The following is a 26,334-nucleotide window of genomic DNA, read 5'->3' as shown; positions in this document are numbered from 1 at the left end:
CGAATTCTCCTTATGCCCGCAGGGTGCGTTGTTCGATACGCTTTTCGAAGGTGCCCTGGATCAGCCGATCGACATAAATGCCGGGGGTGTGGATCGCCGCCGGATCCAGCTCGCCCGGCGCGACGATCTCTTCCACTTCCACCACCGTGATGCGCCCGGCGGTCGCCATCAGCGGATTGAAGTTCTGCGCGGTGTGGCGGTAGATGACGTTGCCGAAGTGATCGGCCTTCCAGCCTTTCACGATGGCGAAATCGCCGGTGATGGCGGTTTCCATGATGTAAGGGCGGCCGTTGAACTCGCGCACCTCTTTGCCTTCGGCGATCGGCGTGCCGTAACCGGTGGCGGTGAAGAACGCCGGGATGCCGGCGCCGCCGGCGCGGATCTTCTCCGCCAGCGTGCCCTGCGGCGTGAGATCCACCTCCAGCTCGCCGCTGAGCGCCTGCTGCTCGAACAGCGCGTTTTCACCGACGTAAGATCCCACCACCTTGCGGATCTGATGGGTTTCCAGCAGCCGCCCGAGGCCGAACCCGTCGACGCCGCAGTTGTTGGAAACCACCGTCAAGCCGCGCACGCCGCGCCGGCGGATCTCTTCGATCAGGTTTTCCGGGATGCCGCACAGGCCAAAGCCGCCCGCCAGCACCGTCATGTTGTCCGTCAGGCCTGCCAGCGCTTCCTGGTAGCTGCCGACGCGTTTGTCGAGCCCTGCCATATCGTTGCCCCTGCATGTTGCGGCGCAGGGCGAAATGCCCTGGCTTGCGTGAGGGCATCTTCAGGTCACAAAAATGATTTGTTAATTTTGTTTTTATGCCGCATTCATTTAGAATTTTTATTAATTACTCGTTAACTGACAATTAACAAAGAGTTAACGCCAACCAAAATGAAAATGAGCATCAAACAGTTACGCGCGTTTTTAGCGGTAGCTCACACTCTGAATTTCGCCCAGGCCAGCGAGCGGCTGAATATTTCTCAGCCGGCGCTCAGTCTGGCGATCCGTGGGCTGGAAGACGCGCTGGGCGGGCCGCTGCTGCTGCGCACCACCCGCCGGGTGGCGCTGACGCCGGAGGGCGAAACCTTCTTCCCGATGGCGCGCCAGCTGCTGGCGGATTGGGACAACGCGGAAGAGGCGATGCGTCAGCGCTTCACCCTGCAGATGGGCAAGGTGGCGATCGCCGCCATGCCGTCATTCGCCGGCAACCCGCTGCCGCCGATCCTCAAGGCGTTTCGCGATCGCTATGCCGGCATCAACGTGGCGGTGCACGACGTCATCAACGAACAGGTGTTTGAAATGATCCGCGAAGGCCGGGTGGAGATGGGTATCGCCTTCGAGCCGGAGCCGAGCGACACCCTGCACTTCACCCCGCTGTGCCGCGATCGCTTTCTGGCGGTGGTGCCGAAGGATTCGGCGCTGGCGCGCAAGGCGCAGGTGAGCTGGAAGGAGCTGCTAACGCTGGATTTCATCACCCTGCAGCGGCCATCGGCGGTGCGGCTGCTGCTGGAGCAGGAACTGGCCCGCAGCGGGCGAACGCTGGAGGTGGCGTTTGAGAGCCACCAGCTGGTGACGGTCGGGCGCATGGTAGCCAACGGCCTCGGCGCCAGCGCGGTGCCGGCGCTGTGCGAGCAACAGATGGATGAGCTGGGGGCGGTGTGCGTGCCGCTGATCGGCCCGATCATCGAACGGCGCGTGGGCCTGATCCGCCTGGCGCAGCACCAACTCTCTTCCGCCGCGCAGGCGCTGGCGACGGTAATCGAACGGGAGATGGCGGGGAGTGGCGGGTAAGGCGGCACCAGCATTTTCAGATGATTCTCCGATCGAGAGCGTGAGCCAGAACCTGTTACCACCCTGTAGAAAATGTTAAGTTTCCTAAAAATAAGGAGGCTTTTCGACATGGAACAGAAGTCCAGCAGCATCGCACCGGGCTATTGCATCGCCCAACAAACCGGCCCGCTCGCCTTCCACGCCAACTACCTGTTCGGTGGCAAGCCATCGGAAGCGGCACGTTTTTTTATGCAGCTCAATGCCGATACGCCGCTGGTTCAACCGGGGCAAATGCTGATCGTCGCCGATCCGCGCAATCATAATCAATCTACGCAGATCGCCGCCCTGATGCAGGCCAAGAGCCGCACCAGCAAAGCGGTGAAAGCCGGTGACAGCGATTTCTCCACCTTCTTGCACCGCAATTACGCCGCTATCGCCGCCTTCACCAGCTATGGGGAAACGGTCGTCGGGCTGGCTTCGGATGCCGGAGAACGCTACTTCAGCCAGATCAAGAATATCCTGGTTGAGATTGAAAAAACCTACCAAAATCAGTTCCGCACGAGTGGCGCGTTGATTGGCACCCAGTTTCAGGTGGAACGAGCGCGGCTGTTCGGTACATTAAAACCGTTACTGAATCGCCTTACTCGTGCTCAACTCAATATGAAAGAGTATGCGCAAATCAAACACGCGCTAGGGCTCTCCAGTAAATCGCTGGTGCATGAATGGAGCACCGCCGGCGTCGGCGCCATCAAGGGTTATTCGAACTACGTCGACAGCGCCAGCCGGGCGGCCAAGTTTATGAAAGCCGGCGGCTGGATCGGCATCGGATTGAGTGGGCTGAATACCACCAACGACGTCTACAGCGCCTGCACCACCGGCCGCGAACAGGAGTGCGCCAAGATCGCGGTGAAGGGATACAGTCATTTTGCGGCAAGTACTGCGGTGGGGATTTTGGGGGGTGAAGGCGGTGCAATGTTAGCAATGACGGCTTGCAGTATCGTCTTAGGCGCCTCCACGTTTGGTACCGGTATTTTAGCTTGTGGTATAGCAGGCGCTGCTCTGGGTGGCGCAGCTGGCAGTTGGGGTGGCGGTGTAGCCGCCGACAGCATTACTGGTTTCATTTTTGGTGAATAATGAAAATCGCTATCGTCCTATTCTTCACTCTGACATTGATTAGCGCCCTGGTTCAGTACCTTTACTATCGGCGCTATAAAGACGAATTTGCAGAATTCTATCAACGTTATGTGCAAAGCGCTCACCCCTTGCCTCCATTTGTCATCTTCGCGGATAACCTTGGTTTGCTTGGTGTATCTATCAAAGCACAATGGTTCCGTTGGATATTGAATGGCAGAAAAATAAAGATAGGGAAAAACGCTTTTCTGGGCCCAAAAACCTACGAATTCGTGAATGAAAACACATCTCAACATCTGAAGAGCTGGATTCGGAAAGACTTCATCTTAAGCGTGCTGAAAATGGGGTGTTTGGCGTTGATGTGTATTTTTGTTTTTTTGAGTAAGGCATAACGCCCCTTGAACCTTAGCCGGTGGCTTATGAAAACAGCATCACTTATTGCAGCCGTGCTGCTCTTACTTTGTTGGCTTGCTCAATATATTTACTCTCGTCGCTATAAACGCGAGTTCGATGTTTTTTATCAACGCTATACCCAACAGGGCCACTTTGTGCCTGCTCACCTCGCAATTGCCGATGGCCTTGGCTCTTTAGGTACTTCCATCAAAGTCCAATGGTTCAGATGGACCCTTTGCGGCAAGAAAATCAAGGTGAAGGAAAACCAATATCTTCCCGCCAAGACCTATGAATTTGTTCGTCTTTCATCATCTGAGCGCTTGCAGACCTGGATGAAAAACAACGGCACGCTTTTGGCGCTGGAAGGACTGCTCTTCATCATGGCATTGATCTTTATGTTGATAGCGAGAATATCGTGATTCAGGCTACTCAATGAAAACCCTTGTCATATTATGCTTAACGCTGCTGGTTTTAAGCGCCTTCATTCAGTTCATTGGCTACCGGCGCCATAAAAAAGAGTTTGACGCGTTCTATCAGCGTTACGCCGGCAGCGGACATTTTATTCCGCCCTACGTCGCCTTTGCCGACGGCCTCGGCATGCTTGGAACCTCATTGAAAGCACAGTGGTTTCTTTGGATCCTGAAAAGGAAAAAAATAAAAATAAGGGATCAAGTTTGGCTCGATGCGAAAACCTACGATTTCGTGCAAAAAACCGCCTCTCCTGAGCTACAGAAGTGGCTGACGATGGACTTTATACTTTTGCTCGTAGAAGCCATTATTACCACCGTGGGCTGTATTTTTATTTATCTCATCAAACATCAAGGTTGAGCAGACGCGCTGCTCCCTTCCACCGCCTGCACCGCCGCCTTCTGCGTGGCGCGCTGATATAAGCACAGCTCCCTGCCCGGCTGGTTTTTCATAAACGGCTGTGGGTAGCGCCCGCCGATAAACAGCGCCGAATAGCCGACGTCATCACCGTAGTGAATAATCTCCCCTTCCACCCTGGCGTTTTTTAGCCCACTGGCTTTCAGGCAGGCGGCGCGCATCGCCCGTTCGCTCTCGGCCCACGCCTGTGGGGAAGACGCGGTGGCGTGGAACGCGGCCAGCGCAGCGATAAGCAGCCCTATTCTCTTCATCGTTATCTCTCCTTCTACGGCCCGTCTCGCCAGTATAGACCGTGCCGCCCCGGCCAACCCGCCGCGCTCTTTACGGCATTTTTATTCCGCGCCCCGTTAACGTTACGGCGTTTTTACAGACAGTTTTTGCCGCCGCAGATACCCTTTTCACATCGCCGCTATGGCCTCACAAGAGAGTTGTCTCATGCGTTTATCCCTGCCTCTGGCCGTGACCGGTCTTCGTTCTGGAGCACGCCATGCATGCTAATATCATCGGCTTCAATCCTCTGCTGGCGGAGCTGCCCGCATCGCCGACGCGCACCTTCCGCAAAGAGCTGGAACACTACCTGCAACGCTATCCGGATACCGAACAGCTGGATATTTATCTGCACGATCTGAACGGCCAGCTGCGCGGCAAGCGCCTGCCGATCGCCGAAGCCTTTGGCCTGGAAAAAGGCTGCTACTTCCCGCTGTCGATCTACGCCCTGGATCTGCACGGCCGGGTGATTGAAGAAAGCGGGCTGGGGCAACGGGCGGGCGAGCCGGATCGGCTGTGCCTGCCGGTGCCCGGCACGCTGCGCCCCTGCGCGCGCGATCCCGAACGCCACGCCCAGCTGCTGCTGACGATGCAAAACGCCGACGGCGACGCCTGCGAGCTGGAGCCGCGTGTGGTGCTGCAACGGGTACTGAAGCTCCTGCACGAGCGCAACTGCTTCCCGGTGGTGGCGGCCGAACTGGAGTTCTACCTGCAGGATCCGCAGCGCCCCGCCGAGGCGGAAGCCTGCCCGACGCAGAGCTTCGCGGTGGATGCGCCCGAGCGCCACCATGCGCTGCTGAGCGACATCGAACGGCACGCGCGGCTGCAAAGCCTGCCGCTGACCGGCGTGGTGGCCGAAGCCGCTTCCGGCCAGTACGAGCTGAACCTGCATCACAGCCGGCGCGTGCTGGAAGCCTGCGACCAGATCATGGCGCTGAAGCGCCTGACGCGGCAGATTGCCGAGCAACATCACCAGCACGCCTGCTTTATGGCCAAGCCCTGCGCCCATGCCGCCGGCAGCGGGCTGCATTTTCACATCAGCCTGCAGAACGAGCACGGCGAGAACCTGCTGACCGGCGCGCCGGGTGAACTGAGCGACAACATGCAGCAGGCGATGGCGGGCATGCTGGCGCTGATGCCGGCATCGATGGCGATCCTGGCGCCCAACATCAACGCGTTTCGCCGCTTCCGCCCCGGCATGCACGTGCCGCTGCGCGCCTCCTGGGGCCACAACAATCGCACGGTGGCGCTGCGCCTGCCCTGCGCCGACAGCGCCAACCAGCGCATCGAATACCGCCTGGCCGGCGCCGACGCCAACCCCTATCTGGCGCTGGCGGTGATGCTCGGCGGCCTGCTGCACGGGCTGGAACACCCGCTGCCGCTGCCGCCCGCCGCCAACGGCTGCGAAAGCGACAACGCCGCGCCCTTGCCGCTCGGCCAGCAGGAGGCGCTGGCGCTGTTCCGCCACAGCGATCCGCTGCGCGAACTGCTCGGCCCGGCGTTCTGCACCCTGTGGCACACCTGCAAAAGCGCCGAACTGCGCCGCTTCGAGGAACAGGTCACCGCCGCCGAACTCGGCTGGATGCTGTAACCGTCCACTGATTCGTTAACTTAAGGATAATCATGAACATGCAACCGCAACGGGCCACCGCACAGCCGCTGCTCTGCTGGCGCAAAGGCGTTTTTCATATCAGCACCGATCGGCAGTTGTTGGATATCGAGGCGATCCAGCGTTTCCTCAGCCTGCCGGATCGGGCGGCGGCGGAACGCCTGGCGCGCCACGGCCTGTGCTTTGGCCTGTACCGCAAACGCCACCAGCTCGGCTTCGCCCGCATGGTGACCGATTACGCCACCTTCGCCTCGGTGAGTGAGCTGTTCGTCAGCGCCGAATACCGCGGCGTCGGGCTGGGAAGTTGGCTGACGCGCTGCTGCCTGGCGCACCCGGCATTGCGCGGCCTGCGCGTCACGCTGCCCGCGCTGCAAGCGCCCTGGCGCGCCGATGGTTCGGTGCACGCCCCGCGCGCCCTGCACTGATAAGGAGAGTCCGATGTCTCGTTTGGTGCTGATTTCCAACAAACAATGCGACGGCAAGGATCTGGCCTGCGCCGGCCGGACGTTGGCGGCCGACGCCGAACCGGGGCTGTGGCTCGGCTGGAACGGCGACGTGCAGAATTTCGCGCAGCGCCCGATCAGTTGCCGCCAACGCGCCGGTTACGATCAGGTGACCTTCCCGCTGTCGATCGAGGAGTTTCGCCGCCACTATCAGGGCTACTACCACGACGGCCTGTGGCCGGTGTTCCACAACCAGCCGGAGAAGGCGCACTTCACGCCGGAAAACTACCGCGCTTACCGGCAGTTGAACTGCCGTTTCGCCGATATCGCCTGCGAGCACCTGTGCCCGGGCGACATCGTCTGTATCGACGACTACCAGCTGCTGCCCTGCGCCCAGGCGTTGAAGGAGCAGGGGCTGCTGAATGCCTGCGCGTTCTTCTTCCACCTGCCGTTCCCGTCGGCGGCGCTGCTGCGGCGCATCCCGGAACATCGCCAACTGATCGCTTCGCTGCTGTTCTACGATCTGATCGGCTTTACCACCACCGACGATCGCAACGCCTTTCTCAGCTGCCTGGCGGCCGAGTTTCCGCTGGAGATGCTGCCCGACGACCAGATCCAGGCCAACGGGCATCTCTTCGCCACCGGCATTTTCCCCGCCGGCATCAACGGCAGGCATGTTTATTAATGTTACGGCGCGCGCGGTATTCAGGCGCGCCGTTTTATTTCGCTGCGATTTATTTCCAGCACATTTACCGCCATCAAAATAGGTTATTTTATTTTCTGAATATAGCAATTAAAAAATGAATATTCATCCTGTTACATATCAACCGTAAAAACCGCGCGCCGCCAATTGCTTTTTATTAGCAAAACACATTACCCTCTCCATGCCATATTTAAACCGAGGAGGGCCCTATGGGCGATGAAAGTTTTAGTTTTACGCTAATGCTATTGGGCACCTTTCAGTAATGCCATCCACGTTGCATTCTGAAAGATACGGAATGCGGCAACCGCTCCCCTTCTGACGGCCTTTCCCGCTCTGCCTGCCCGCCCATCGCCCCGCTGCGAAAACAACGTTTGTCTCAACCGCTGTGGCGGTATTTATCTGATGTCGCCGGGACTATTCCCCGAGCGCCGACGGATTTCTTATGGGAAAAATAAGGTATTGCGTTATGCAAAATAACCGGGGTACATCTGTTTTCAGAAAGTCTTATTTAAATGACTTTATCGTTATCGCCATCGGCGTTTTTTTCATTGCCTTTTTTATTCGCGCATGGGGCGACATGCACGGCGACTTCAATGAACAAAACGTCTCTGCCATTAGTCTCGATGCCTGGAACCTGCTTTATTATTCGCTCAGAACCAGCATGCGTTTTCTCCTCGGTATGGCCTGGTCGCTGCTGTTTTCTGTGGTGTTCGCCGTGCTGGCCGCGCGCTATGCGCCGCTGCGCCGGGTGATCCTGCCCTTCGTCAACTTTATGGAGTCGGTGCCGCTGGTGGGGTTCCTGACCTTCACGACCGTGTACTTTCTCAACCTCTACCCACACAGCGTGATGGGGCTGGAGTGCACCGCCATCTTCGCGGTGTTTACCGGCCAGGCCTGGAACATGATGCTGACGCTGTATCAGACGCTGCGCATCGTGCCCAAGGAGCTGGACGAAGCCGCCCGCAGCTTCAATTACAACCCGTGGCAACGCTTCTGGCGGCTGGAATTCATCTATTCAGTGCCGGGCCTGCTGTGGAACGCCATGGTGTCGCAATCCGCCGCCTGGTTCGCCCTGGTGGCCTCCGAAGCCATTCCGGTCAGCGATCGCTCGGTCGAACTGCCCGGCGTCGGCTCCTATATCGCCGAAGCGCTGGCGCAGCAGAACGTGCCGGCGATCCTGTATGCGATCGTCGCGCTGGCCGCCAACATCGTGCTGCTCGATCAGCTGGTGTTCCGCCCGCTGGTGCGTTACACCGCCCGCTTCAAATACGAAGACGTCACCGCCAATCGGGCGCTCGGCAATCCGTGGTTTTACAACAGCCTGGCCTTCTCGCACGTCGGCGCGGCGCTCGGCCGCACGCTGCGCGCGCTGGCTGACCTGTGGCTGTTCAAGCTGCCGCGGCTGTGGTACGCCCTCGGTCTGCACCGCCTGTTCAGGCTCGCCGCCAAAGGCAACTGGCTGTGGCGCAGCCTGTGGTATCTCGGCGTGGTGTTGGCCTGCGTGTGGTTCGGCTATCAGTTGTGGGAATACTTCCCCAAACAGTACTTCGCCATGCTGCCGGAGTGGATGTTGCTCACCACCGCGCGCGTGGCCGCGGCCATGCTGCTCAGCGTGGCGATCTTCACGCCGCTGGGGGTGTGGATCGGTCTGAATCCGCGCCTGGTGAAGATCTTCCAGCCGATCATCCAGATCCTCGCGGCCATTCCGCCCAACATTTTCTACCCGCTGATCGCCGCCTTCATCGCCATTTATCATCAGGATCTCGGCTGGTGGGCCATTCCGATGATCATGCTGGGCACCCAGTGGTACGTATTGTTCAACGTGATCGCCGGCGTTTCCGCCATTCCGACGCAGATCACCGAGGTCAGCGAAACCTTCGGGCTGCGCCGTTTCCGCTGGTGGCGCTACTACATGCTGCCGGCGATCTTCCCCTACATCGTGACCGGCATCATCTCCGCCGCCGGCGGCGCCTGGAACAGCGCCATCGCCGCCGAAGTGATCCAGTGGGGCAGCACCACCCTCAGCGCCACCGGGCTGGGCGCGTTCATTTCCGTCGTCACCGACGCCGGCAAAAACCCGGAGTCCGCACTGGGCTGCGCCGCGATGTGTGCGCTGGTGGCGCTGTGCATCATCTTCGTCTGGCAACCGCTGTATCGCATCGCGGAAACCAAATTCAAATATGACTGATCAAGGGGGAACAACATGCTGACTCAAGACGTGATTATTAGCGCCCGTCGGTTGAACAAAACGTTTATCGGCGAAAACAAATGCCCCAAACCCGTGCTGCGCGACGTGTCGCTGACCGTGCACGCCGGCGAGTTCGTCACCATTCTGGGGCAATCCGGTTCGGGCAAGTCCACGCTGCTGCGCATGCTGGCCGGGCTGATCCCACCGGACAGCGGCACGCTCACCCTGGCGGGCAAGCCGGTCGACGGCCCGAGCGCCAACGCCGGCATGGTGTTTCAATCCTACGCGCTCTACCCCTGGCTGACGGTGTACGACAACATCGCCTTCGGCCTGCTGGCGCAAAAGCTGCCGCCGCAGACGATCGCCGAGCGGCTGGAGGCGCTGCTGCGCCTGGTGGGGCTGACCGGCTATGAGCACGCCTGGCCGCGCGAGCTGTCGGGCGGCATGCGCCAGCGCGTGGGCTTCGCCCGGGCGTTGGCGGTAGAGCCCGATGTCTTGCTGCTGGACGAGCCCTTCTCCGCCCTCGATATCTTTACCGCGCAAAAATTGCGCAGCGATCTGCTGGTGCTGTGGGGAGACAACCGGCTGCGCACGCGCGCCATGGTGATGGTGACGCACGACGTCGAAGAGGCGGTGCTGATGTCCGATCGGGTGCTGATCCTGGACGCGACCAGCAAACGGATCGATGACGAATTCAGCATCAATATTCCCCGCGCGGCGCGCAACCGGGACAGCCTGCGGCACCTCACCGATCGGATCCGCAGCTGCCTGTACAAAAAAATCGCGCAGGCGCAACCGGCCGGATAAGGCCGCATTTTCGTTAACTCAGGGTAGTGAAATGAAACATAAAAGCTTACTGATGGCGCTGGTCATCCTGATGCCGGCGGCCGCCGCCGGGGCAGAAATCGTCAACAAAGACGGCAATAAACTGGATCTCTACGGCCAACTGAACGGGGTGCATTACTTCAGCAGCGATGCCGACAATAACGGCGATCGCTCCTACACCCGTTTCGGTTTCAAAGGCGAGACGCAGATCGCCGACGGGCTGACAGGGTATGGCCAATGGGAATATCAGGCGGGGCTCGATCAGCCGGAAAGCGCCGGGCCGGGAAATAGCTATACCCGGCTGGGCTTCGCCGGGCTGACGTTCGGCCGCTGGGGCAGCCTGGACTACGGCCGCAACTACGGCCTGCTGTATGACGTGGCCGGCTGGACGGACGTGCTGCCCGAATTCGGCAACGACAGCTACGAAGCGGCCGACAACTTTATGACCGGCCGCGCCAACGGCCTGCTGACCTACCACAACCGCAGCCTGGGCGGGCTGTTGGACGGTCTGGATCTCGGCCTGCAATATCAGGGGAAGAATCGGGGGGACGACGCTCTGCGGGCGAAGGATATTCAGACGCAAAACGGCGATGGCTACGCCTTTTCCGCCACCTACGACACCGGCGCGGGGCTAAACTTTGGCGCCGCCTACGCCAACTCTGCGCGCACCCTGGCGCAGCAGCGCTTCGGCCTGGCTGACGGCGATCGCGCCCGGGCCTGGACGCTGGGGCTGAAATACGATCTGGACAACTTCTACCTGGCGGCCAGCTATGCACGCACCGAAAACATGACCTATGTCGACGGCGATCGCTACGCCGGCTTCGCCCCCCGCGCGGACGCCGTCGAGGCGGTCGCGCAGTATCACTTCGATTCCGGCGTCACGCCCTCGGTGGCCTACCTGCAAACGCGCGGCCGTAACCTGCCCGGCATAGGCGACGCCGATCTGGTCAAATACCTGGATCTGGCGCTGAACTACAGCTTCAACGCCAATATGTCGACCTACGTGGAGTACAAGCTCAACCTACTGCAACAGCAGAACGCCGTCGGCGCCGGCGCCGACGACATTGTCGAAACCGGCATCATGTATCAGTTCTGACCGGATACCGGCCGCAGCGCGCTGCGGCCGGTTCATTATTTGTCTTGCGCCCGTCCTGTTATTCTTTCGTTTAATTCAGGTTTATATTTCCATAAAATAGCGCCTATATTCATTCTCATGTTTTTCGTTGACGCCCCGTTTAATAAATAAAGAAAAACTTTCCCGCATTCATATTAAATTACATTTTGCCGCGATAATTCCGCCTAACCACATTGAATCACAGGCGATATCACGCGTATTATGGCCATACGAAAAATAACGGGGGAATGATATGGACGGCGACAGTTGGTTGTTTATTTTATTGTTGGAATCGCTGAGGTCACAGGAGCAATAGTCATCCCATTGCATCCTGAAAGTGTCAGGATATGCGTCAGTTACCACATCCCTTCGCTTTACCCCTTCAGCGCATGGCCTCCGCGCACGCCGCTCCGGCGCGCCTGACAGGCTAATCCTTCCAGCATACGCTTATTAACAGTCCGATAACGCTCAGGCTTATTTGCGCTCGCATTTATTTTACCCCTGCGCGGCGGTAACTATCGGCCATTTTTCCATGCTCATATTTTTAATTGAGTGGAGAAACATCATGATGGTAAAAAAAACCACACTGCTGACGGTTAATAACGTCAGCAAAAGCGTTCAGCCTACCGGTAAAGAAAAACGCCTGGTGCTGAATGAAATCAACCTGCGCCTCTACGATAACGAGGTCGTCAGCATTTTGGGGCAGTCCGGCTCGGGCAAATCCACCCTGCTGCGCATGCTTTCCGGCCTGATCGCGCCGGATCTGGGCACCGTGATGCTGGGGGATAAAAAAGTCTCGGGGCCGAATCCGCAGATCAACATGGTGTTCCAGACCTTCGCCATTTTCCCGTGGCTGAACGTCTATCAAAATATCGCCTTCGGGCTGCAGGCGCAGGATCTGCCGCCGCAGGTGGTCGAAGCCCAGACGCTGAAAATGCTCGATTTGGTCGGGCTCGCGCCCTACCGCGACGCCTACCCGCGCGAGCTTTCCGGCGGCATGCGCCAGCGGGTCGGCTTTGCGCGCGCGCTGGCGGTAGAACCGATGCTGCTGTTGCTGGACGAGCCGTTTTCCGCGCTGGACGTCTATACCGGCGAACACCTGCGCAGCGATCTGCTGCGCATCTGGAGCACGCGCCAGATCAAAACCCGCTCCATCGTGCTGGTGACCCACAGCGTAGAGGAGGCGGTGATGATGTCTGATCGCATCCTCCTGCTGGGCGCCGGCATCCTCGACGGCTGCTATCACATCGCGCAGCGCCGCGAGACGCGCACCCGCGAGGGGATGCAGCCGCTGACGGACAAAATCAGCGAGACGCTCAGCCGGCAGATCGCCGCCGCGCACTGAGCACCGCCCTGGCCTGGCGGGATGGATCCCGCCACCTTAGCTACCTGTTTATCAAGAGTCACCCCACCACGGGTGGCTCATGATAAGCGGATAATACATCGAGTTATTATCATGCATTTCATTCATACACTGCTGACGCTGCTGACCGCGTCCGTCCTGGGCGCCGCCATCGGCTACGAAAGACAATTCCGCCAGCGCACCGCCGGGCTGCGTACCAATACGCTGGTGGCCACCAGCGCGGCGATCTTCGTCCACCTGGCCATGACCATCGACGGCAGCGGCGGCGCGGTGCGCGTCATCTCCTACGTGGTCTCCGGCGTCGGCTTTCTCGGCGCCGGGGCCATCATGAAAGAAGGGATGAACATCCGCGGCCTGAACACCGCCGCCACGCTCTGGGGCTCCGCGGCGGTCGGCGCCTGCGCCGGCTGCGGCCTGTACGGCGATGCGCTGGCCGCCACGCTGTTCGTGCTCGCCGCCAACACCCTGCTGCGCCCGCTGGTCAATATGGTCAACAAACAACCCTTCAATGACGTTAACGGCGAATCCACCTACCAGATTTGCGTCATTGCCTTTGAGCATGAGCAGCGTGAAGCGCTGGCCAAATTCAAACAGGTGCTGCAAGGAGAAAACTGCTTTATCTCGCATCTGGATATCGAACCCTTTGGCGACGACGACGTGGAGATCACCGCCACGCTGATGCCGGCCTCCGTCACCACGCCGGTGCTCGACCAGACCATCAATAAACTGCTGAACGACAGCATGATGAAACAGGCCTATTACAGCCGCATCGCCGGCTCCGGCTAATGCCGTTCACTTCCAGGGAGATCCACCATGAAAACCATGCCGAAACTGGCTCATCTGACGATGTTCAAAGACATCGTTCACTGCGGAAGTTTGCACGATGCCGCGAAAAAACTGGCCGTCTCGCAACCGACGCTCAGCCGGGTGCTCAAAGAGCTGGAAATGTCCATCGGCGCGCGGTTGCTTGAGCGCAGCAACCGCGGCGTGCGCCTGACGGCGGTCGGCGAGCTGTTTTACCGGCGGATTGACGCCGCCACCAATCAGTTGCTCAGCGCGTTTGACGAGCTGCGCGGCATGAGCGCCGGCGGCGAGAAGCGCCTGCGGGTGGGGATGAGCGTCGATCCGCTGCTGTGCTACCTGCCTCAGGTGCTCGAAGGCTTCAACCGCCGCTACCCGCATACCCGGGTGACGGTGGTGGAAGACGGCCCGGAAGGCCTGCTCGCCCGGCTGAGAAACTGCGAGCTGGATTTGGCGGTCAGCAGCCTGAACGGCGCGGCGGGCGGCGCCGATCTGGCCATGCAGGCGCTGAAGAGCGAGCGCTTCTCGCTCTATCAAGGGGGCGACCTGACCGCCGCCGGGCAGCCGCCGGCCGAAGCCAAATGGGTGGTGCCGCGCTCCTGCTCGGTGGGGCACGCCGCCATCCGCGAGATCGCCGAGCGTTACACGCCGCACGGCCAGATCGTCGAGACCGACTCCTTTCTGGCGACCTGGTGCCTGGTCAGGCAGCAGGGCTATATCGCGCTGCTGAGCGATCGGGTCGTCGCGCACTATGCCCCGCAGCTGCACCTGCAGAAAATCCCGACGCAGGGGATCGACATCAGCGCGCGCTTTTATGTCTTTACCCGCCATGAGCCGGCCACGCCGCCGCTCAGCGCCGCCTTTATCCACCTGCTGCAAACCCTGCAAACGGGTTGAACGCTCAGGCCGCCGCCCGCTGGCGCTCCAGCTCGCGCACCAGCGGGATCACTTCGCGGCCGAAGTACTCCACCTCTTCCTGGAAGTGCAGAAACGCCAGCAACAGCAGATCCACCCCGGCGTCTTTCAACGCGATGATGCGCTCGGCGATCTGCTGCGGCGTGCCGATCAGGTTGGTTTTAAAGCCGTCGTTATACTGCACCAAATCTTCGAAGGTGGACTTGGCCCAGTTGCCCTCGCCCTCGGGCGAGGCCGCCCCGGCGTTTTTCACCTCGTGCCCGAAACCCTGCACCGCCTCCGGGTTGGCGTGATCGATGATCTCCTGCAGCACCGCCTGCGCCGCCTGTTCGCTCTCGCGGGCGATGACGAAACCGTTCACCCCCACCTTCACCCGATGGTGATTGGCCTGCGCCTTGCTCTGGATGTCCTCCACCTGCCGGCGAATGCCCTCCACGCTGTTGCCGTTGGTGAAATACCAGTCCGAGACCCGCGCCGCCATGTCGCGCGCCGCGCGTGAGCTGCCGCCCTGGAAAATTTCCGGCAACGGCGCCAGCGGCTTCGGCTTCAGCGAGTAGTCGCGGAAACGGTAGAAATCGCCGGCGAAGGTGAAGCTGGGCTCAGTCCAGATGCCGCGCAGGCAGCGGATAAACTCTTCCGAGCGCAGGTAGCGCTCCTCATGATCCAGCCACGGCTCGCCGATGGCCTTGAACTCGCCGCGGAACCAGCCGCTGACAATGTTCACCGCGATGCGCGCGTTGGAAAGATGGCTGATGGTGGCGATCTGTTTGGCCGCCAGCGTGGGGTTCCACGGCCCCGGCAGCAGTGCGGCGATCACTTTCAGCTTTTCGGTGGCGTCCAGCAGCGCCTGTGAGAACGACACCGATTCGTGCTGGTTCTCCGCGCCGTAACCGGCGGTGAAGCGGATCTGGGTAAGCGCGTAGTCGAAACCGGCGCGCTCGGCGATCTGCGCCAGCTTGCGGTTATAACCGATGTCCCAACCGGTGCGCTGCGGGATATTGCTGATCACCAGGCCGCCGGAAACGTTCGGCACCCAGTAGGCGAATTGAATCGGCTGCTGCGAGTGGTTTGCTGCTGACATGCTTCTCTCCCTCTGACCGTCGGCGCCGTTATGCGGCGCGCATATAACCATTATTGATTTCCAAATATTGAAAACCTTGTTTTGGTTATAAAACCGATAGCAGGATGCGTGCCAACCGCCGCGTTAAGGCATCTGGCTGAAAAACCGGGCGTTTAAAGCCGGCGGGTGCGGGCGGGTGCTGCATTGGCAACAGCGGCTGACGGGCGGCTGTTGGTTATGCAACAAACCGCTCACCCCGCCAATCCAACCGTTCACCCGGCGGATCTGACCGCTGAGCGAAATACGCCTGTCTTCCCCCCTTACCCCCGGCGATGATGAGCTGTTCCTAAACCCGCCTTACCTCGGGAAAGACGCTACGGCTCACCGCGCCACTCTGACATCTCTTACAAGCGGATGAGTTCATTCATATTTTGCAGACTGGAATTAAGGATACCTCATGAAACGAGAGGGGATTTTAAAGCACATTCCGTGGATGCTGCTGGGGATACTCGGCGCAGCCTGCCTCGGCGTGGTGGCGCTGCGCCGCGGCGAACACATCAGCGCGCTGTGGATCGTCGTCGCTTCGGTGGCGGTGTATCTGGTGGCCTACCGCTACTACAGCCTGTACATCGCCACCAGGGTGATGAAGCTGGACGCCAGCCGCGCCACACCGGCGGTGGTCAACAACGACGGCCTCAACTACGTGCCGACCAACAAGAACGTGCTGTTCGGCCACCACTTCGCCGCCATCGCCGGCGCCGGGCCGCTGGTGGGGCCGGTGCTGGCCGCGCAGGTCGGCTATCTGCCCGGCACGCTGTGGCTGCTGGGCGGCGTGGTGCTGGCGGGGGCGGTACAGGACTTTATGGTGCTGTTCATCTCCTCGCGCCGCAACGGCGCCTCGCTCGGTGAGATCATCAAAAAAGAGATGGGGCCGATACCGGGCACCATCGCGCTGTTCGGCTGCTTCCTGATCATGATCATCATCCTGGCGGTGCTGGCGCTGATCGTGGTGAAAGCGCTGGCGGAAAGCCCGTGGGGCGTGTTCACCGTCTGCTCCACCGTGCCGATCGCGCTGTTTATGGGCATCTACATGCGCTACCTGCGCCCTGGCCGCGTGGGTGAAGTGTCAATCATCGGCATCGTGCTGCTGGTGGCCGCCATCTGGTTCGGCGGCGTGGTGGCGCACGACCCGTACTGGGGCCCGGCGCTGACCTTTAAAGACACCACCATCACCTTCACGCTGATCGGCTACGCGTTCGTCTCCGCTCTGCTGCCGGTGTGGCTGATCCTGGCGCCGCGCGACTACCTGGCCACCTTCCTGAAAATCGGCGTGATCGTCGGGCTGGCGATCGGCATCGTGATCCTCAACCCTGAGCTGAAAATGCCGGCGGTGACCCAGTTCGTCGACGGCACCGGCCCGGTGTGGAAAGGCACCCTGTTCCCGTTCCTGTTCATCACCATCGCCTGCGGCGCGGTCTCCGGCTTCCACGCGCTGATCGCCTCCGGCACCACGCCGAAGCTGCTGGCCAATGAGACCGACGCGCGCTTTATCGGCTACGGCGCGATGCTGATGGAGTCCTTCGTCGCCATCATGGCGCTGGTAGCGGCTTCCATCATCGAGCCGGGCCTGTACTTCGCCATGAACACCCCGCCGGCGGCGCTGGGCATCACCATGCCGGATCTGCACCGCCTGGGCACCGAAGACGCGCCGATGATCATGGCTTCGCTGAAGGACGTGACCGTGCACGCGGCGGCGGCGGTCAGCTCCTGGGGCTTCGTCATCAGCCCGGAACAGATCCTGCAGACCGCCACCGACATCGGCGAACCTTCGGTGCTGAACCGCGCCGGCGGCGCGCCAACGCTGGCGGTGGGCATCGCCCACGTGTTCCACCAGATCATTCCGGGTGCCAACATGGGCTTCTGGTATCACTTCGGCATTCTGTTCGAGGCGCTGTTCATCCTGACCGCGCTGGACGCCGGCACCCGTTCCGGCCGCTTTATGCTGCAGGATCTGCTGGGCAACTTCGTGCCGTTCCTGAAGAAAACCGACTCACTGGTGGCCGGCATCATCGGCACCGCCGGCTGCGTCGGGCTGTGGGGCTACCTGCTGTACCAGGGCGTGGTGGATCCGCTCGGCGGCGTGAAGAGCCTGTGGCCGCTGTTCGGCATCTCCAACCAGATGCTGGCCGCCGTGGCGCTGGTGCTGGGCACCGTGGTGCTGATTAAAATGAAGCGCACCCAATACATCTGGGTGACCGTGCTGCCGGCGGTGTGGCTGCTGATCTGCACCACCTACGCGCTGGGCCTGAAGCTGTTCAGCGACAACCCACAGCTGGAAGGCTTCTTCTTCCTGGCCGGCGAGTACAAACGCAAAATCGCCGAAGGCGGCGCCGAGCTGAGCGCCCAGCAGATCGCCAACATGAACCACATCGTGGTGAACAACTACACCAACGCCGGGCTGAGCATTCTGTTCCTGCTGGTGGTGTACAGCATCATCTTCTACGGGGTGAAAACCGCGCTGGCGGCGCACAAAAACCCGAAACGCACCGACCAGGAAACGCCTTACGTGCCAGTGCCGCAGGCCGCGCCCGCCGACGGCGTAACTGAGGGGGAGGTCAAAGTTTCGACCCAGCATTGATGTGATTTAACGGATACCCTGCATAATAAACGTTAAGTAGTACCCAAAGCCGCACGGCCAGCGTATCGCAAGATGCCAGCCGTGCGGCGCGATACAATCGAGATACCCGGGGCGACCCGGAGGTGGGGCATCCCTGCGGGAACCCCATCCCCCGGCTTCCCCTAATATCAGGCTAAAGCAAGCGCTGTAGTGATGCTGGGTAGAGTTGGAGAAGGCTTATGTTCGGAAATCTCGGCCAGGCGGGGAAATATCTCGGGCAGGCGGCGCGCATGTTGGTGGGCGTGCCTGACTACGATACCTACGTCCAGCACATGAAAGACAACCACCCGGACAAGCCGGTGATGACCTATAAAGAATTTTTCCGCGAGCGCCAGCAAGCGCGCTACGGCGGCGACGGCAAAGGCGGCATGCGCTGCTGTTAACCCGCAGTCACAAGGATCCGTATGAAACCCATTGCAGTCACCATCCTGACCGGCTTTTTGGGCGCCGGCAAAACCACCCTGCTGCGCCATATCCTGAACGCCAACCACGGCTATAAAATCGCGGTCATCGAGAACGAGTTCGGCGAAGTGCCGATCGACGACGCGCTGATCGGCGATCGCGCCAGCCGCATCACCACTCTGAGCAACGGCTGCATCTGCTGCAGCAAATCCAACGAGCTGGCGGACGCGCTGCTGGATCTGCTGGACGGCGTCGACAGCGGCCAGCTGGCGTTCGATCGGCTGATCATCGAATGCACCGGCATGGCCGATCCCGGCCCGATTACCCAGACCTTTTTCTCGCACGAGATCCTGTGCGAGCGCTTCCTGCTGGACGGCATCATCACCCTGGTGGACACGGCGCACGCCGACCAACAGCTGAGCCAGTTCAGCATCGCCCAGGCGCAGGTGGGCTACGCCGACCGCATCCTGCTGACCAAAACCGACGTGGCGCCGGACTGCGAGGCGCTGATCCAGCGGCTGCAGCGGATGAACGCCCGCGCGCCGGTCTACAAGGTGACGCACGGCGATATCGATCTGAGCGTGCTGTTCGACATCGAAGGCTTCACGCTGAACGACAAGCTGCACCTGACGCCAGCCACCCCGCTGTTCCGCCGCATCCCGCAGCCGCAGAGCGACATCCGCTCAATTGTCGTGACGCTGGAACGCCCGCTGCCGCTGATGCAAATCTCCGACGTGATGGAAGGCCTGCTGCTGGAATACGCCGACAACCTGCTGCGCTACAAAGGCATTCTGTCTATCGAAGACGAACCGCGCCGCCTGCTGTTCCAGGGCGTGCAGCGGCTGTATAACGCCGACTGGGATCGGGAGTGGCTGCCTGGTGAGGAACGTCGGAGTACCTTGGTATTCATCGGCATGGATCTGCCGGAGGAGGAGATTCGGGAGCGGATTGGGGCGTTGGGGTAAGCGGGGTTGGGATATTGGAGCCTGTGAGGGCTCCTTTATGGGCTTATGGCGCTAACGGGGTGGAGGGAGTGGTATTAGCCGTAGTTTGTTTCCTGCCTGTTTTTTCTTGCGATAATAAACCTACTACCATCACATTCCATTTTATTAGCTTTAACCAATAAATATCGCCTATGAATTTATGACTAATCATTTAATACCGAGAGAATGGCGAATTGCGAGCTGCATTCCAATCCTGAAAGTAAATAAACTGTAATTCCATACAGCTTATTTTTTCCCTTTGCTGATAACGCTATAGTTTTTCCGTTGCGGCAAAATCCGCAGCCGGAGTTAGCGTTCCGAATCCCCCAACCCTGTTCGAATATGGTATAAATTCGAGCATGCCGATGCGCACCCAAACAATGGTGGCTCGGGCGGTGCTTCCTCCGGGAAGGCCGGTATCCGTTGGGGCCGGTACGCTAACGCCGTTCGAGCTACCACCCGAGTTTAGCGTCTCTTCTGGTAGCGGTATTTCTCTCCCAATGGAAATAGCCGATATGGAAAACACAAACTTACCCAACGCTTCTGAAACCATCCCCAACACCCTTACCCTCTATCGCCAACTGTTTAACCACCTCGATCTCAGCGCTTACAATCCCTCAGAACTCTTAGACCTGGCCGCACTCTCTGCCGAGCAGGCTGAAGGGCTGTGCCACGGCCTGATGTTGTTCGGCCACTTGCTGCAAAAGCACCCACAGCTGGACACTGAAGGCTGGGAACAGCTGAATCACTATCTCAACGCCACGGCGCATCTGGTTCCTGCGTTGTGTAATCTTTATGGGCGGGCACTGCGGGAGATGGAAGCCTGCGGCTAACGTAAATGGCAATCAGGGCGATGCTCATCGCCCTTCCCACCCATGATTTCCAATAGATCTGACTGACATATCACAACAAAAACATTCATCAAGGTAGGCATTTCCTCCCCTACCTGGCATAGTTAACGCATTCGGTAAATCGATGAGTTAACTGCTGGGTATTGATGCATACTGCTCTCGTCAGCAAGCACATTGCTCAGAGTCTACTCGGCAATGTGAGGGAGTGGTTTTGGCAACTGCAATAGAAGCGTTATCTTCAAAAGAATCCGTTTTAAAAGCCATCGAAGAATATAAAAAACTTGGCCGAGATGAATTCTTAAAACAACATAAAATAAAGCGATTTAAAAAATGCACCCTTCTTTATAATGGCGAGAAGTACGATATCCGCGGCATTGCCGCTAGAGCATACAGTGAACAGCATGGCTATCCGTTTAAGGGAATAAATACCGATAGCAGAACAGAAAAAGCCATCCAATTTCTCAAAGACCTCGGTTTTGAGATCGTCGAAACACCGCATCCTTTTGACTATTTAACCGAAGGCAAACTGTACACACGCAAAGCGCTTATCGAGCTTTACGGTGGGCAGCTGCAAGGCGGTATCTGGACCCCACGGGAATTTCCGGTGATCTTTATCTTCACCGGAGAAAACGGCGAAACCTACGGCTATAAAGATGGATGGACACCCGAAGGCAGCTTCTCTTATACGGGAGAAGGCCAAAAAGGCCCTATGGAATTTATTCGGGGTAATAAATCCATCCGCGACCATAAAAAAGACGGCAAAGACATCTTCCTGTTCGAAGACAACAAGAAAGAAAAAGGCGTCCGCTATCTTGGCATGTTTGAGTGCGATTCTTGGGATCACATTCAGTGCTTAGACTTCGAAAATAACATGCGGCAAGGCATTACCTTTAACCTGTTCAAAGTCTCGTCACTGCATGCGGTTGAAGAAGATGCAGAAACCGATGAAGCCGATACGCTAACAGAAACGCTCGAACAGTTGCGCAAGAAGGCACTGCAGTCCTCACAGCAATCGGGCAAGCGCCAACAGAGCGACAGCAAAAAATCCTGGTTCAAACGCAGCGAAGACGTAAAAAAATACGTGCTCAAGCGCGCCAATGGTATCTGCGAAGCCTGCAACCAGCCAGCACCGTTCAAGAAAAGGAACGGCGAGCCCTACCTCGAACCTCACCACACCAAACGCTTAGCCGACGAAGGCCCCGATCACCCGCAGTGGGTGGGCGCCATCTGCCCCACTTGCCATCGCCGGATTCATAGTGGGGTAGATGGGAAAGAGGTGAACAAGAAGCTGATGGTGAAGTTGGAGATGAAAGAGGCCGCTATCGGTTAAAAGTTGCCGACAACAGCGTGCTACCTGTCAACTTCAAAACCGAGTTTGTGCAGTATCATAGGAACAATAAGGAAAAACAGGGAATCTCAGCATGTCAGTACCTACCTACGACCAATTCATCGAGCCAGTGCTTCGCTTTTTGGCAACCAAGCCCGAAGGCGCACTTGCTCGAGATGTGCAAGATGCAACAGCAGACATACTCAACCTAAACGAAGAACAACGAGCAGAAACCATTGCCAGCGGCCAATTGGTTTATAAGAACCGTACCGGCTGGGCTCACGATCGTCTGAAACGTGCCGGGCTCTCGCACAGCTTATCCAGAGGCAAATGGTGCTTAACCGCCAAAGGCATCGATTGGTTAAAGCAGCATCCAAACCCGCTTACTGCAGCAGAAGTCGAACATCTCGCTTTGGCTTATACCAACGTCAAACTTCAACAAAATAGTGATGCAGTGGATTTGGATCCGGTTACAGAACCCCTTCTAACCGAAGCAATGTTAACAAATAGCCCAGACGATCGCCTTGAGCAATCAATCAAAGAGATCCGCGAGGCTGTTGCAACGGAACTGCTGGAGAACCTAAGCCAAGTATCTCCAGGCCGCTTCGAGGTCATCGTGCTGGATGTGCTGCATCGCTTAGGTTACGGCGGCCATCGCGATGATTTGAAGCGTGTCGGAGGCAGCGGTGATGCGGGGATTGATGGCGTAATTTCTTTAGACAAGCTCGGCTTAGAAAAAGTGTATGTACAAGCCAAACGCTGGCAAAACACCGTAGGCCGCCCTGAGTTGCATGCCTTCTACGGTGCACTTGTGGGACAAAAGGCTAAACGAGGGGTCTTCATCACGACCTCTGGCTTTACTAAACATGCCGTTGCCTACGCGCAATCGGTAGAAGGCATGGTACTTATCGACGGTAACCGATTGGTACATTTGATGATGGATAATGAGGTGGGTGTCAGTTCGACGCTGGTTAAAGTACCAAAGTTGGATAGTGATTATTTTGATCAGTAGTAAGTGTGTTCAATCTCAAATAAAAAATTGCTTTGGAGACTAATAAATTGATCAGCAGTCATCTATTTGTCTTAGGATGAATCAGCTATGACTCCCTCTCGCTTTGCTACCAAAAGTAATGTGATATCCTTTCCAGAAATGCTGTTGTATCCACGATATAAGGCGATGATTGATGGAGCAGTCTCTCAATTTTGAAATGTTGCGCAGCCAGTGGCCGGAACTGGCGGAACTCGCGTGTATGGCGGAACGTTACGTTCACACCGACCCGGAAAGCAGTCTGGTTAAGCTGCGCAACTACACCGAATTGATGGTGCGTTGGTTATATCGTCAGGAACGGCTGCCTGAAGGCATCAAAGCAAATCTGTATGATTTAATGAACGCAGATGTGTTTACCAGCATGATGCCGGAAGCCATCATCATGAAAATGGATGCGCTACGTATCCACGGCAACCGTGCCGCGCACGGTGGACGCATTAAAGCTAAAGATACCTACTGGCTGCTTAAAGAAGCATATTTATTAGGGGTCTGGCTGTATGTTCGTTATGCCCACGGTAATGTTGATGACTGCCCCAAATTCTCTCTCCCTCCGTTAACACAATCCTCAGGTCGTGCAGATGAAAAACGTCTGGAAGATGCAATCAGGGCTCAGGATGAAAGCCGTGAGCGCGAACTGGCGTTACAACGCGCACTCCAGCAAGAGCAGGAAAAGGCCGAACATCTCACCCAGCGCCTGAATGAAGCCAGAGCTCGCAACCAGCATGTTGCCGACATTCTTTCTATTGATGAAGCGGAAACCCGCCGCCGCCTGATTGATTCACGCCTGCTTGCCGCCGACTGGAATGTAGGGGAAGAGCTTAATAATACCGATCAGGTTACGCAGGAACACCCCGTTAAAGAACAGCCTACTGCAACCGGTGACGGTTATGCGGATTATGTCTTGTGGGATGAAGCGCATAAACCGCTGGCGGTGGTGGAAGCAAAAAAAACCAGCGTCAATGCCGAGCAAGGACGAATTCAGGCTCGGCTATATGCAGACTGGCTGGAAAAAGAATACGGTCAGCGCCCGATCATTTTCTACACCAACGGCTATGATATCTGGCTGTGGGACGACCATAAAACTCATGGTTATCCCCCGCGTCGAGTATTTGGTTTCTACAGCAAGGAAAGCCTGCAATATCTTATTCAGCAGCGTGAAACCCGTCTGCCACTGAACAGTGTGCCGCACGTAAAAGACAACGAAGGTAAGGCCGTTGCCGGACGTTTGTATCAGCTTGAAACCATTGCCCGCGTCAGCGAACGGTTTACCAATAAATATCGTCAGTCATTAATCGTTCAGGCCACCGGCACTGGTAAAACCCGTGTAGCGATTGCACTGAGCAAACTGATGATTGATGCCCGTTGGGTAAAACGCGTTCTGTTCCTTTGCGACCGTAAAGAGCTGCGCAAACAGGCGGCGAATGCCTTCAATCAATTCACCAATGAGCCGCTGTATGTGGTCGGGAAATCGAAAAAAGCAGACAGGCAGAATGCCAGGATCTACATTGCCACTTATCCCGGCATGATGAAAATCATGGACCATTTCGATGTCGGTTATTTCGATCTGATCATTGCCGACGAATCCCACCGCTCGATCTACAACGTCTACGGCGATCTGTTTAAGTATTTTGATGCCCTCCAGATTGGCCTGACGGCCACGCCGATCGACATGGTGAGTAAAACCACTTTCGGCCTGTTTGGTTGTGAAGGACGTATCCCTACCGCCAACTACAGCCTGGAAGATGCCATCGCCGATAACAATCTGGTTCCCTATGAGGTTGTCACGCACACCACAGAATTCCTGCGCGAAGGCATCAAACGGGAGAAATTAAGCGACGAACAAATCCGCGAACTTGAAGAACAGGGTATCGATCCTAATACGCTGGAATTTGATGGCAAGGCGCTGGATGAGGCAATTTATAACAAAGACACCAACCGCTATATCCTGCGTAACCTGATGGAAAATGGCCTGAAAGATCGGGACGGCCAACTGCCAGGTAAAACCATCATTTTCGCCCGTAACCACAAACACGCGCTGCTGTTGAATGAATTGTTCGACGACATGTACCCGCAGTTTGCCGGACGCTTCTGCCAGGTCATCGACAACTACGATCCCCGCGCCGAGCAACTGATTGACGATTTTAAAGGGCTGGATGAAAGCACCAACAAAGAGCTGACCATCGCTATCTCTGTTGACATGCTTGATACCGGTATTGATGTTCCGGAAATTGTGAATCTGGTCTTTGCCAAGCCGGTCAAATCAAAAGTGAAGTTCTGGCAGATGATTGGCCGTGGTACGCGCCTCTGTGCGGGGCTGTACGGCTACGATGACAACGGCAAACCGCTGGATAAGCAAAAATTCCGTATCTTCGATCACTGGGGCAATTTTGAGTATCACGAGCTGCATACCGAAGAAGCCGAAGTGAAAACGACAAAATCGCTGGCGCAAAAACGCTTCGAAGCGTGGGTTATGCTGGGGGCTGCCGCGCAGCGTAAGTTCGACAAACAGGCGGTGGATTTAGTCGCTCACCAGCTCCGCGAGCAGATCAACGCGCTGGATGAAAAGTCGATTGCCGTGCAGGAAAAGTGGCAGCAAAAAGCGCAGTACAGCGATGTAAAAGTGCTGCGCCAGCTTTCCCCGAAAACACAGCAGGATCTGCTATCTGTCCTGGCCCCGCTGATGCAGTGGCTGGACGTGCGCGGGCAAAGCGATGCCATGCGTTTCGATATGGATATTCTGGCGGCGCAAACTGCCCGTTATAGCAACCCGGAAGAGCTGGATGTGCTCTGGCCGGTCATTATCGAGAAAGTGGAACGTCTGCCGCCGCATCTAACTCAGGTACAGCAACAGGGACAACGGATTAATCAACTTCGTGATTTGGGCTGGTGGAAGCAGGCCACCTTAGAAGAGCTGGAGGATATCCGCATTCATCTGCGCGGTATAATGCACCTGATGGAGAAAGATGCGACGCCAAAATTTGGCTCGATACAGGTGGATATTACCGAAGATGCCGACCTAATCCAGACGGAGACCCGCAAAACCAACATCCGCTCGATTGATTTCAAACTCTATCGCCAGCAGGTTCAGGGTGCACTAGAGCCGCTGTTCCAGCAAAATTCGGTGCTGAAGAAAATCCGCAACGGCGAGTCGGTGACGCAAAGCGAGCTGGATGAACTGGCGAAGCTGGTACTGATCCAGAACCCCAACGTTGATATTCGGGCGCTGAAAGAGTTCTATCCACAGGCAACCGCCAGCCTGGATAAACTTTTGCGTACCATCATCGGTATGGACAGTGACGCGGTCGAAGTACGTTTTGCACAGTTCGCAGCTGACAACAGCCTGACCAGCCAGCAACTGCGCTTCCTGTCACTGCTAAAAAACCACATTCGCGATTACGGCACCATTGAAATGCGACAGCTTTTTGAACAGCCGTTTACACATATCCATAACGAAGGCGTTACTGGCGTTTTCCCGGATATCGAGCAGATCGCCCGGCTGCAAAAGATAGTCGAAGAGCTGGGTGTTGTGACCGACACAGCGACGGTATAATACGCGCATGACAAGCCCCGACAGCGGGGCTTTTGTATTAAAA

Annotated in this window: 24 protein-coding genes; 21 read left to right on the top strand and 3 right to left on the bottom strand. The window is 57.7% G+C overall.

What is annotated here, in order from left to right:
* Nucleotides 1-10: 10 nt before the first annotated feature.
* Nucleotides 11-709, bottom strand: a complete 699-nt coding sequence (locus tag IMX17_RS15455) for a CoA transferase subunit A (RefSeq protein ID WP_004933280.1) — start codon at nt 707-709, stop codon at nt 11-13.
* Between the two features lie 168 nt (nt 710-877).
* Between IMX17_RS15455 and IMX17_RS15450 the strand changes: the two genes are divergently transcribed.
* The 5 genes from IMX17_RS15450 to IMX17_RS15430 all read left to right on the top strand — a co-directional run bounded on the left by IMX17_RS15450 (nt 878) and on the right by IMX17_RS15430 (nt 4,108).
* A complete protein-coding gene (locus tag IMX17_RS15450) occupies nt 878-1,777 on the top strand; it encodes a LysR family transcriptional regulator (RefSeq protein ID WP_193549953.1) in 900 nt (299 codons plus the stop codon).
* A gap of 108 nt (nt 1,778-1,885) precedes the next feature.
* Nucleotides 1,886-2,890 (top strand): hypothetical protein, encoded by a 1,005-nt coding sequence (locus tag IMX17_RS15445; protein ID WP_193549952.1) that lies wholly within the window; start codon nt 1,886-1,888, stop codon nt 2,888-2,890.
* Nucleotides 2,890-3,279 (top strand): hypothetical protein, encoded by a 390-nt coding sequence (locus IMX17_RS15440; RefSeq protein ID WP_021504189.1) that lies wholly within the window; start codon nt 2,890-2,892, stop codon nt 3,277-3,279. The genes IMX17_RS15445 and IMX17_RS15440 overlap by 1 nt, the downstream gene beginning before the upstream one ends.
* 27 nt (nt 3,280-3,306) lie before the next feature.
* The gene (locus tag IMX17_RS15435; RefSeq protein ID WP_193549951.1) at nt 3,307-3,699 is read left to right on the top strand and encodes a hypothetical protein; all 393 of its coding nucleotides are present in this window, start codon (nt 3,307-3,309) and stop codon (nt 3,697-3,699) included.
* 13 nt (nt 3,700-3,712) lie between these two features.
* A complete protein-coding gene (locus IMX17_RS15430; RefSeq protein WP_193549950.1) occupies nt 3,713-4,108 on the top strand; it encodes a hypothetical protein in 396 nt (131 codons plus the stop codon).
* Here the strand turns inward: IMX17_RS15430 and IMX17_RS15425 are convergent.
* Nucleotides 4,099-4,416, bottom strand: a complete 318-nt coding sequence (locus IMX17_RS15425) for a hypothetical protein (RefSeq protein WP_021504192.1) — start codon at nt 4,414-4,416, stop codon at nt 4,099-4,101. The genes IMX17_RS15430 and IMX17_RS15425 overlap by 10 nt on opposite strands.
* A 236-nt stretch (nt 4,417-4,652) precedes the next feature.
* Between IMX17_RS15425 and IMX17_RS15420 the strand changes: the two genes are divergently transcribed.
* From IMX17_RS15420 to IMX17_RS15380, 9 genes are all read left to right on the top strand, one after another.
* On the top strand, nt 4,653-6,023 hold the full coding sequence (locus tag IMX17_RS15420) for a glutamine synthetase family protein (protein WP_193549949.1): 1,371 nt from the start codon (nt 4,653-4,655) through the stop codon (nt 6,021-6,023).
* 32 nt (nt 6,024-6,055) lie between these two features.
* Complete coding sequence (locus tag IMX17_RS15415; protein WP_182265229.1) at nt 6,056-6,466, top strand: GNAT family N-acetyltransferase; 411 nt, start codon at nt 6,056-6,058, stop codon at nt 6,464-6,466.
* Between the two features lie 13 nt (nt 6,467-6,479).
* Nucleotides 6,480-7,169 (top strand): trehalose-6-phosphate synthase, encoded by a 690-nt coding sequence (locus IMX17_RS15410; protein ID WP_193549948.1) that lies wholly within the window; start codon nt 6,480-6,482, stop codon nt 7,167-7,169.
* Between the two features lie 595 nt (nt 7,170-7,764).
* Nucleotides 7,765-9,375, top strand: a complete 1,611-nt coding sequence (locus IMX17_RS15405; protein ID WP_227414595.1) for an ABC transporter permease subunit — start codon at nt 7,765-7,767, stop codon at nt 9,373-9,375.
* Between the two features lie 15 nt (nt 9,376-9,390).
* Nucleotides 9,391-10,182, top strand: coding sequence for an ABC transporter ATP-binding protein (locus IMX17_RS15400; protein ID WP_052759942.1), 792 nt, complete (start codon nt 9,391-9,393; stop codon nt 10,180-10,182).
* Between the two features lie 31 nt (nt 10,183-10,213).
* On the top strand, nt 10,214-11,296 hold the full coding sequence (locus IMX17_RS15395) for a porin (protein WP_046898026.1): 1,083 nt from the start codon (nt 10,214-10,216) through the stop codon (nt 11,294-11,296).
* 583 nt (nt 11,297-11,879) lie between these two features.
* Nucleotides 11,880-12,659 (top strand): ABC transporter ATP-binding protein, encoded by a 780-nt coding sequence (locus IMX17_RS15390; protein WP_193549946.1) that lies wholly within the window; start codon nt 11,880-11,882, stop codon nt 12,657-12,659.
* Between the two features lie 111 nt (nt 12,660-12,770).
* Nucleotides 12,771-13,463: an MgtC/SapB family protein gene (locus IMX17_RS15385; RefSeq protein ID WP_019453282.1), complete on the top strand. Its 693-nt coding sequence runs from the start codon at nt 12,771-12,773 to the stop codon at nt 13,461-13,463.
* A gap of 27 nt (nt 13,464-13,490) precedes the next feature.
* Nucleotides 13,491-14,375, top strand: a complete 885-nt coding sequence (locus IMX17_RS15380) for a LysR family transcriptional regulator (RefSeq protein ID WP_033641720.1) — start codon at nt 13,491-13,493, stop codon at nt 14,373-14,375.
* Nucleotides 14,376-14,379: 4 nt separating this feature from the next.
* Here the strand turns inward: IMX17_RS15380 and sfnG are convergent, their stop codons facing one another.
* A complete protein-coding gene (gene sfnG, locus IMX17_RS15375; protein WP_025305137.1) occupies nt 14,380-15,474 on the bottom strand; it encodes a dimethylsulfone monooxygenase SfnG in 1,095 nt (364 codons plus the stop codon).
* 436 nt (nt 15,475-15,910) lie between these two features.
* Here sfnG and IMX17_RS15370 point away from each other — a divergent pair, with 436 nt between their 5' ends.
* From IMX17_RS15370 to IMX17_RS15340, 7 genes are all read left to right on the top strand, one after another.
* Entirely contained in the window at nt 15,911-18,091 is a 2,181-nt protein-coding gene (locus tag IMX17_RS15370) for a carbon starvation CstA family protein (protein WP_182265223.1), read from the top strand.
* A gap of 218 nt (nt 18,092-18,309) precedes the next feature.
* Nucleotides 18,310-18,513, top strand: coding sequence for a YbdD/YjiX family protein (locus IMX17_RS15365; RefSeq protein ID WP_004953088.1), 204 nt, complete (start codon nt 18,310-18,312; stop codon nt 18,511-18,513).
* Nucleotides 18,514-18,534: 21 nt separating this feature from the next.
* A complete protein-coding gene (yjiA, locus tag IMX17_RS15360; RefSeq protein ID WP_193549945.1) occupies nt 18,535-19,497 on the top strand; it encodes a GTPase in 963 nt (320 codons plus the stop codon).
* 533 nt (nt 19,498-20,030) lie between these two features.
* Nucleotides 20,031-20,348, top strand: a complete 318-nt coding sequence (locus IMX17_RS25270; protein ID WP_197861957.1) for a hypothetical protein — start codon at nt 20,031-20,033, stop codon at nt 20,346-20,348.
* Between the two features lie 229 nt (nt 20,349-20,577).
* Complete coding sequence (locus tag IMX17_RS15350) at nt 20,578-21,696, top strand: HNH endonuclease signature motif containing protein (RefSeq protein WP_193549944.1); 1,119 nt, start codon at nt 20,578-20,580, stop codon at nt 21,694-21,696.
* 91 nt (nt 21,697-21,787) lie between these two features.
* On the top strand, nt 21,788-22,705 hold the full coding sequence (locus IMX17_RS15345; RefSeq protein ID WP_193549943.1) for a restriction endonuclease: 918 nt from the start codon (nt 21,788-21,790) through the stop codon (nt 22,703-22,705).
* Between the two features lie 172 nt (nt 22,706-22,877).
* Nucleotides 22,878-26,291: a DEAD/DEAH box helicase family protein gene (locus tag IMX17_RS15340; RefSeq protein ID WP_193549942.1), complete on the top strand. Its 3,414-nt coding sequence runs from the start codon at nt 22,878-22,880 to the stop codon at nt 26,289-26,291.
* The last annotated feature ends 43 nt before the right edge of the window (nt 26,292-26,334 follow it).

The sequence above is a fragment of the Serratia sp. X3 genome (assembly GCF_014982455.1).
Classification (GTDB): Bacteria; Pseudomonadota; Gammaproteobacteria; order Enterobacterales; family Enterobacteriaceae; genus Serratia; species Serratia ureilytica.
The sequence above is the reverse complement of the archived record's forward strand: the minus strand, read 5'-3'. Positions and strand labels throughout refer to the sequence as shown.

What these genes read in the sequence shown, in the direction of transcription:
- IMX17_RS15405 (WP_227414595.1), top strand. Translation starts at nt 7,765, where the DNA reads ATGCACGGCGACTTCAATGAACAAAACGTCTCTGCCATTAGTCTCGAT.
- IMX17_RS15435 (WP_193549951.1), top strand. Translation starts at nt 3,307, where the DNA reads ATGAAAACAGCATCACTTATTGCAGCCGTGCTGCTCTTACTTTGTTGG.
- IMX17_RS15455 (WP_004933280.1), bottom strand. Translation starts at nt 709, where the DNA reads ATGGCAGGGCTCGACAAACGCGTCGGCAGCTACCAGGAAGCGCTGGCA.
- IMX17_RS15385 (WP_019453282.1), top strand. Translation starts at nt 12,771, where the DNA reads ATGCATTTCATTCATACACTGCTGACGCTGCTGACCGCGTCCGTCCTG.
- IMX17_RS15445 (WP_193549952.1), top strand. Translation starts at nt 1,886, where the DNA reads ATGGAACAGAAGTCCAGCAGCATCGCACCGGGCTATTGCATCGCCCAA.
- yjiA (WP_193549945.1), top strand. Translation starts at nt 18,535, where the DNA reads ATGAAACCCATTGCAGTCACCATCCTGACCGGCTTTTTGGGCGCCGGC.
- IMX17_RS15345 (WP_193549943.1), top strand. Translation starts at nt 21,788, where the DNA reads ATGTCAGTACCTACCTACGACCAATTCATCGAGCCAGTGCTTCGCTTT.
- IMX17_RS15425 (WP_021504192.1), bottom strand. Translation starts at nt 4,416, where the DNA reads ATGAAGAGAATAGGGCTGCTTATCGCTGCGCTGGCCGCGTTCCACGCC.
- IMX17_RS15380 (WP_033641720.1), top strand. Translation starts at nt 13,491, where the DNA reads ATGAAAACCATGCCGAAACTGGCTCATCTGACGATGTTCAAAGACATC.
- IMX17_RS15365 (WP_004953088.1), top strand. Translation starts at nt 18,310, where the DNA reads ATGTTCGGAAATCTCGGCCAGGCGGGGAAATATCTCGGGCAGGCGGCG.
- IMX17_RS15430 (WP_193549950.1), top strand. Translation starts at nt 3,713, where the DNA reads ATGAAAACCCTTGTCATATTATGCTTAACGCTGCTGGTTTTAAGCGCC.
- IMX17_RS15420 (WP_193549949.1), top strand. Translation starts at nt 4,653, where the DNA reads ATGCATGCTAATATCATCGGCTTCAATCCTCTGCTGGCGGAGCTGCCC.
- IMX17_RS15370 (WP_182265223.1), top strand. Translation starts at nt 15,911, where the DNA reads ATGAAACGAGAGGGGATTTTAAAGCACATTCCGTGGATGCTGCTGGGG.
- IMX17_RS15440 (WP_021504189.1), top strand. Translation starts at nt 2,890, where the DNA reads ATGAAAATCGCTATCGTCCTATTCTTCACTCTGACATTGATTAGCGCC.
- IMX17_RS25270 (WP_197861957.1), top strand. Translation starts at nt 20,031, where the DNA reads ATGGAAAACACAAACTTACCCAACGCTTCTGAAACCATCCCCAACACC.
- IMX17_RS15410 (WP_193549948.1), top strand. Translation starts at nt 6,480, where the DNA reads ATGTCTCGTTTGGTGCTGATTTCCAACAAACAATGCGACGGCAAGGAT.
- IMX17_RS15450 (WP_193549953.1), top strand. Translation starts at nt 878, where the DNA reads ATGAAAATGAGCATCAAACAGTTACGCGCGTTTTTAGCGGTAGCTCAC.
- IMX17_RS15390 (WP_193549946.1), top strand. Translation starts at nt 11,880, where the DNA reads ATGATGGTAAAAAAAACCACACTGCTGACGGTTAATAACGTCAGCAAA.
- sfnG (WP_025305137.1), bottom strand. Translation starts at nt 15,474, where the DNA reads ATGTCAGCAGCAAACCACTCGCAGCAGCCGATTCAATTCGCCTACTGG.
- IMX17_RS15340 (WP_193549942.1), top strand. Translation starts at nt 22,878, where the DNA reads ATGGAGCAGTCTCTCAATTTTGAAATGTTGCGCAGCCAGTGGCCGGAA.
- IMX17_RS15395 (WP_046898026.1), top strand. Translation starts at nt 10,214, where the DNA reads ATGAAACATAAAAGCTTACTGATGGCGCTGGTCATCCTGATGCCGGCG.
- IMX17_RS15415 (WP_182265229.1), top strand. Translation starts at nt 6,056, where the DNA reads ATGAACATGCAACCGCAACGGGCCACCGCACAGCCGCTGCTCTGCTGG.
- IMX17_RS15400 (WP_052759942.1), top strand. Translation starts at nt 9,391, where the DNA reads ATGCTGACTCAAGACGTGATTATTAGCGCCCGTCGGTTGAACAAAACG.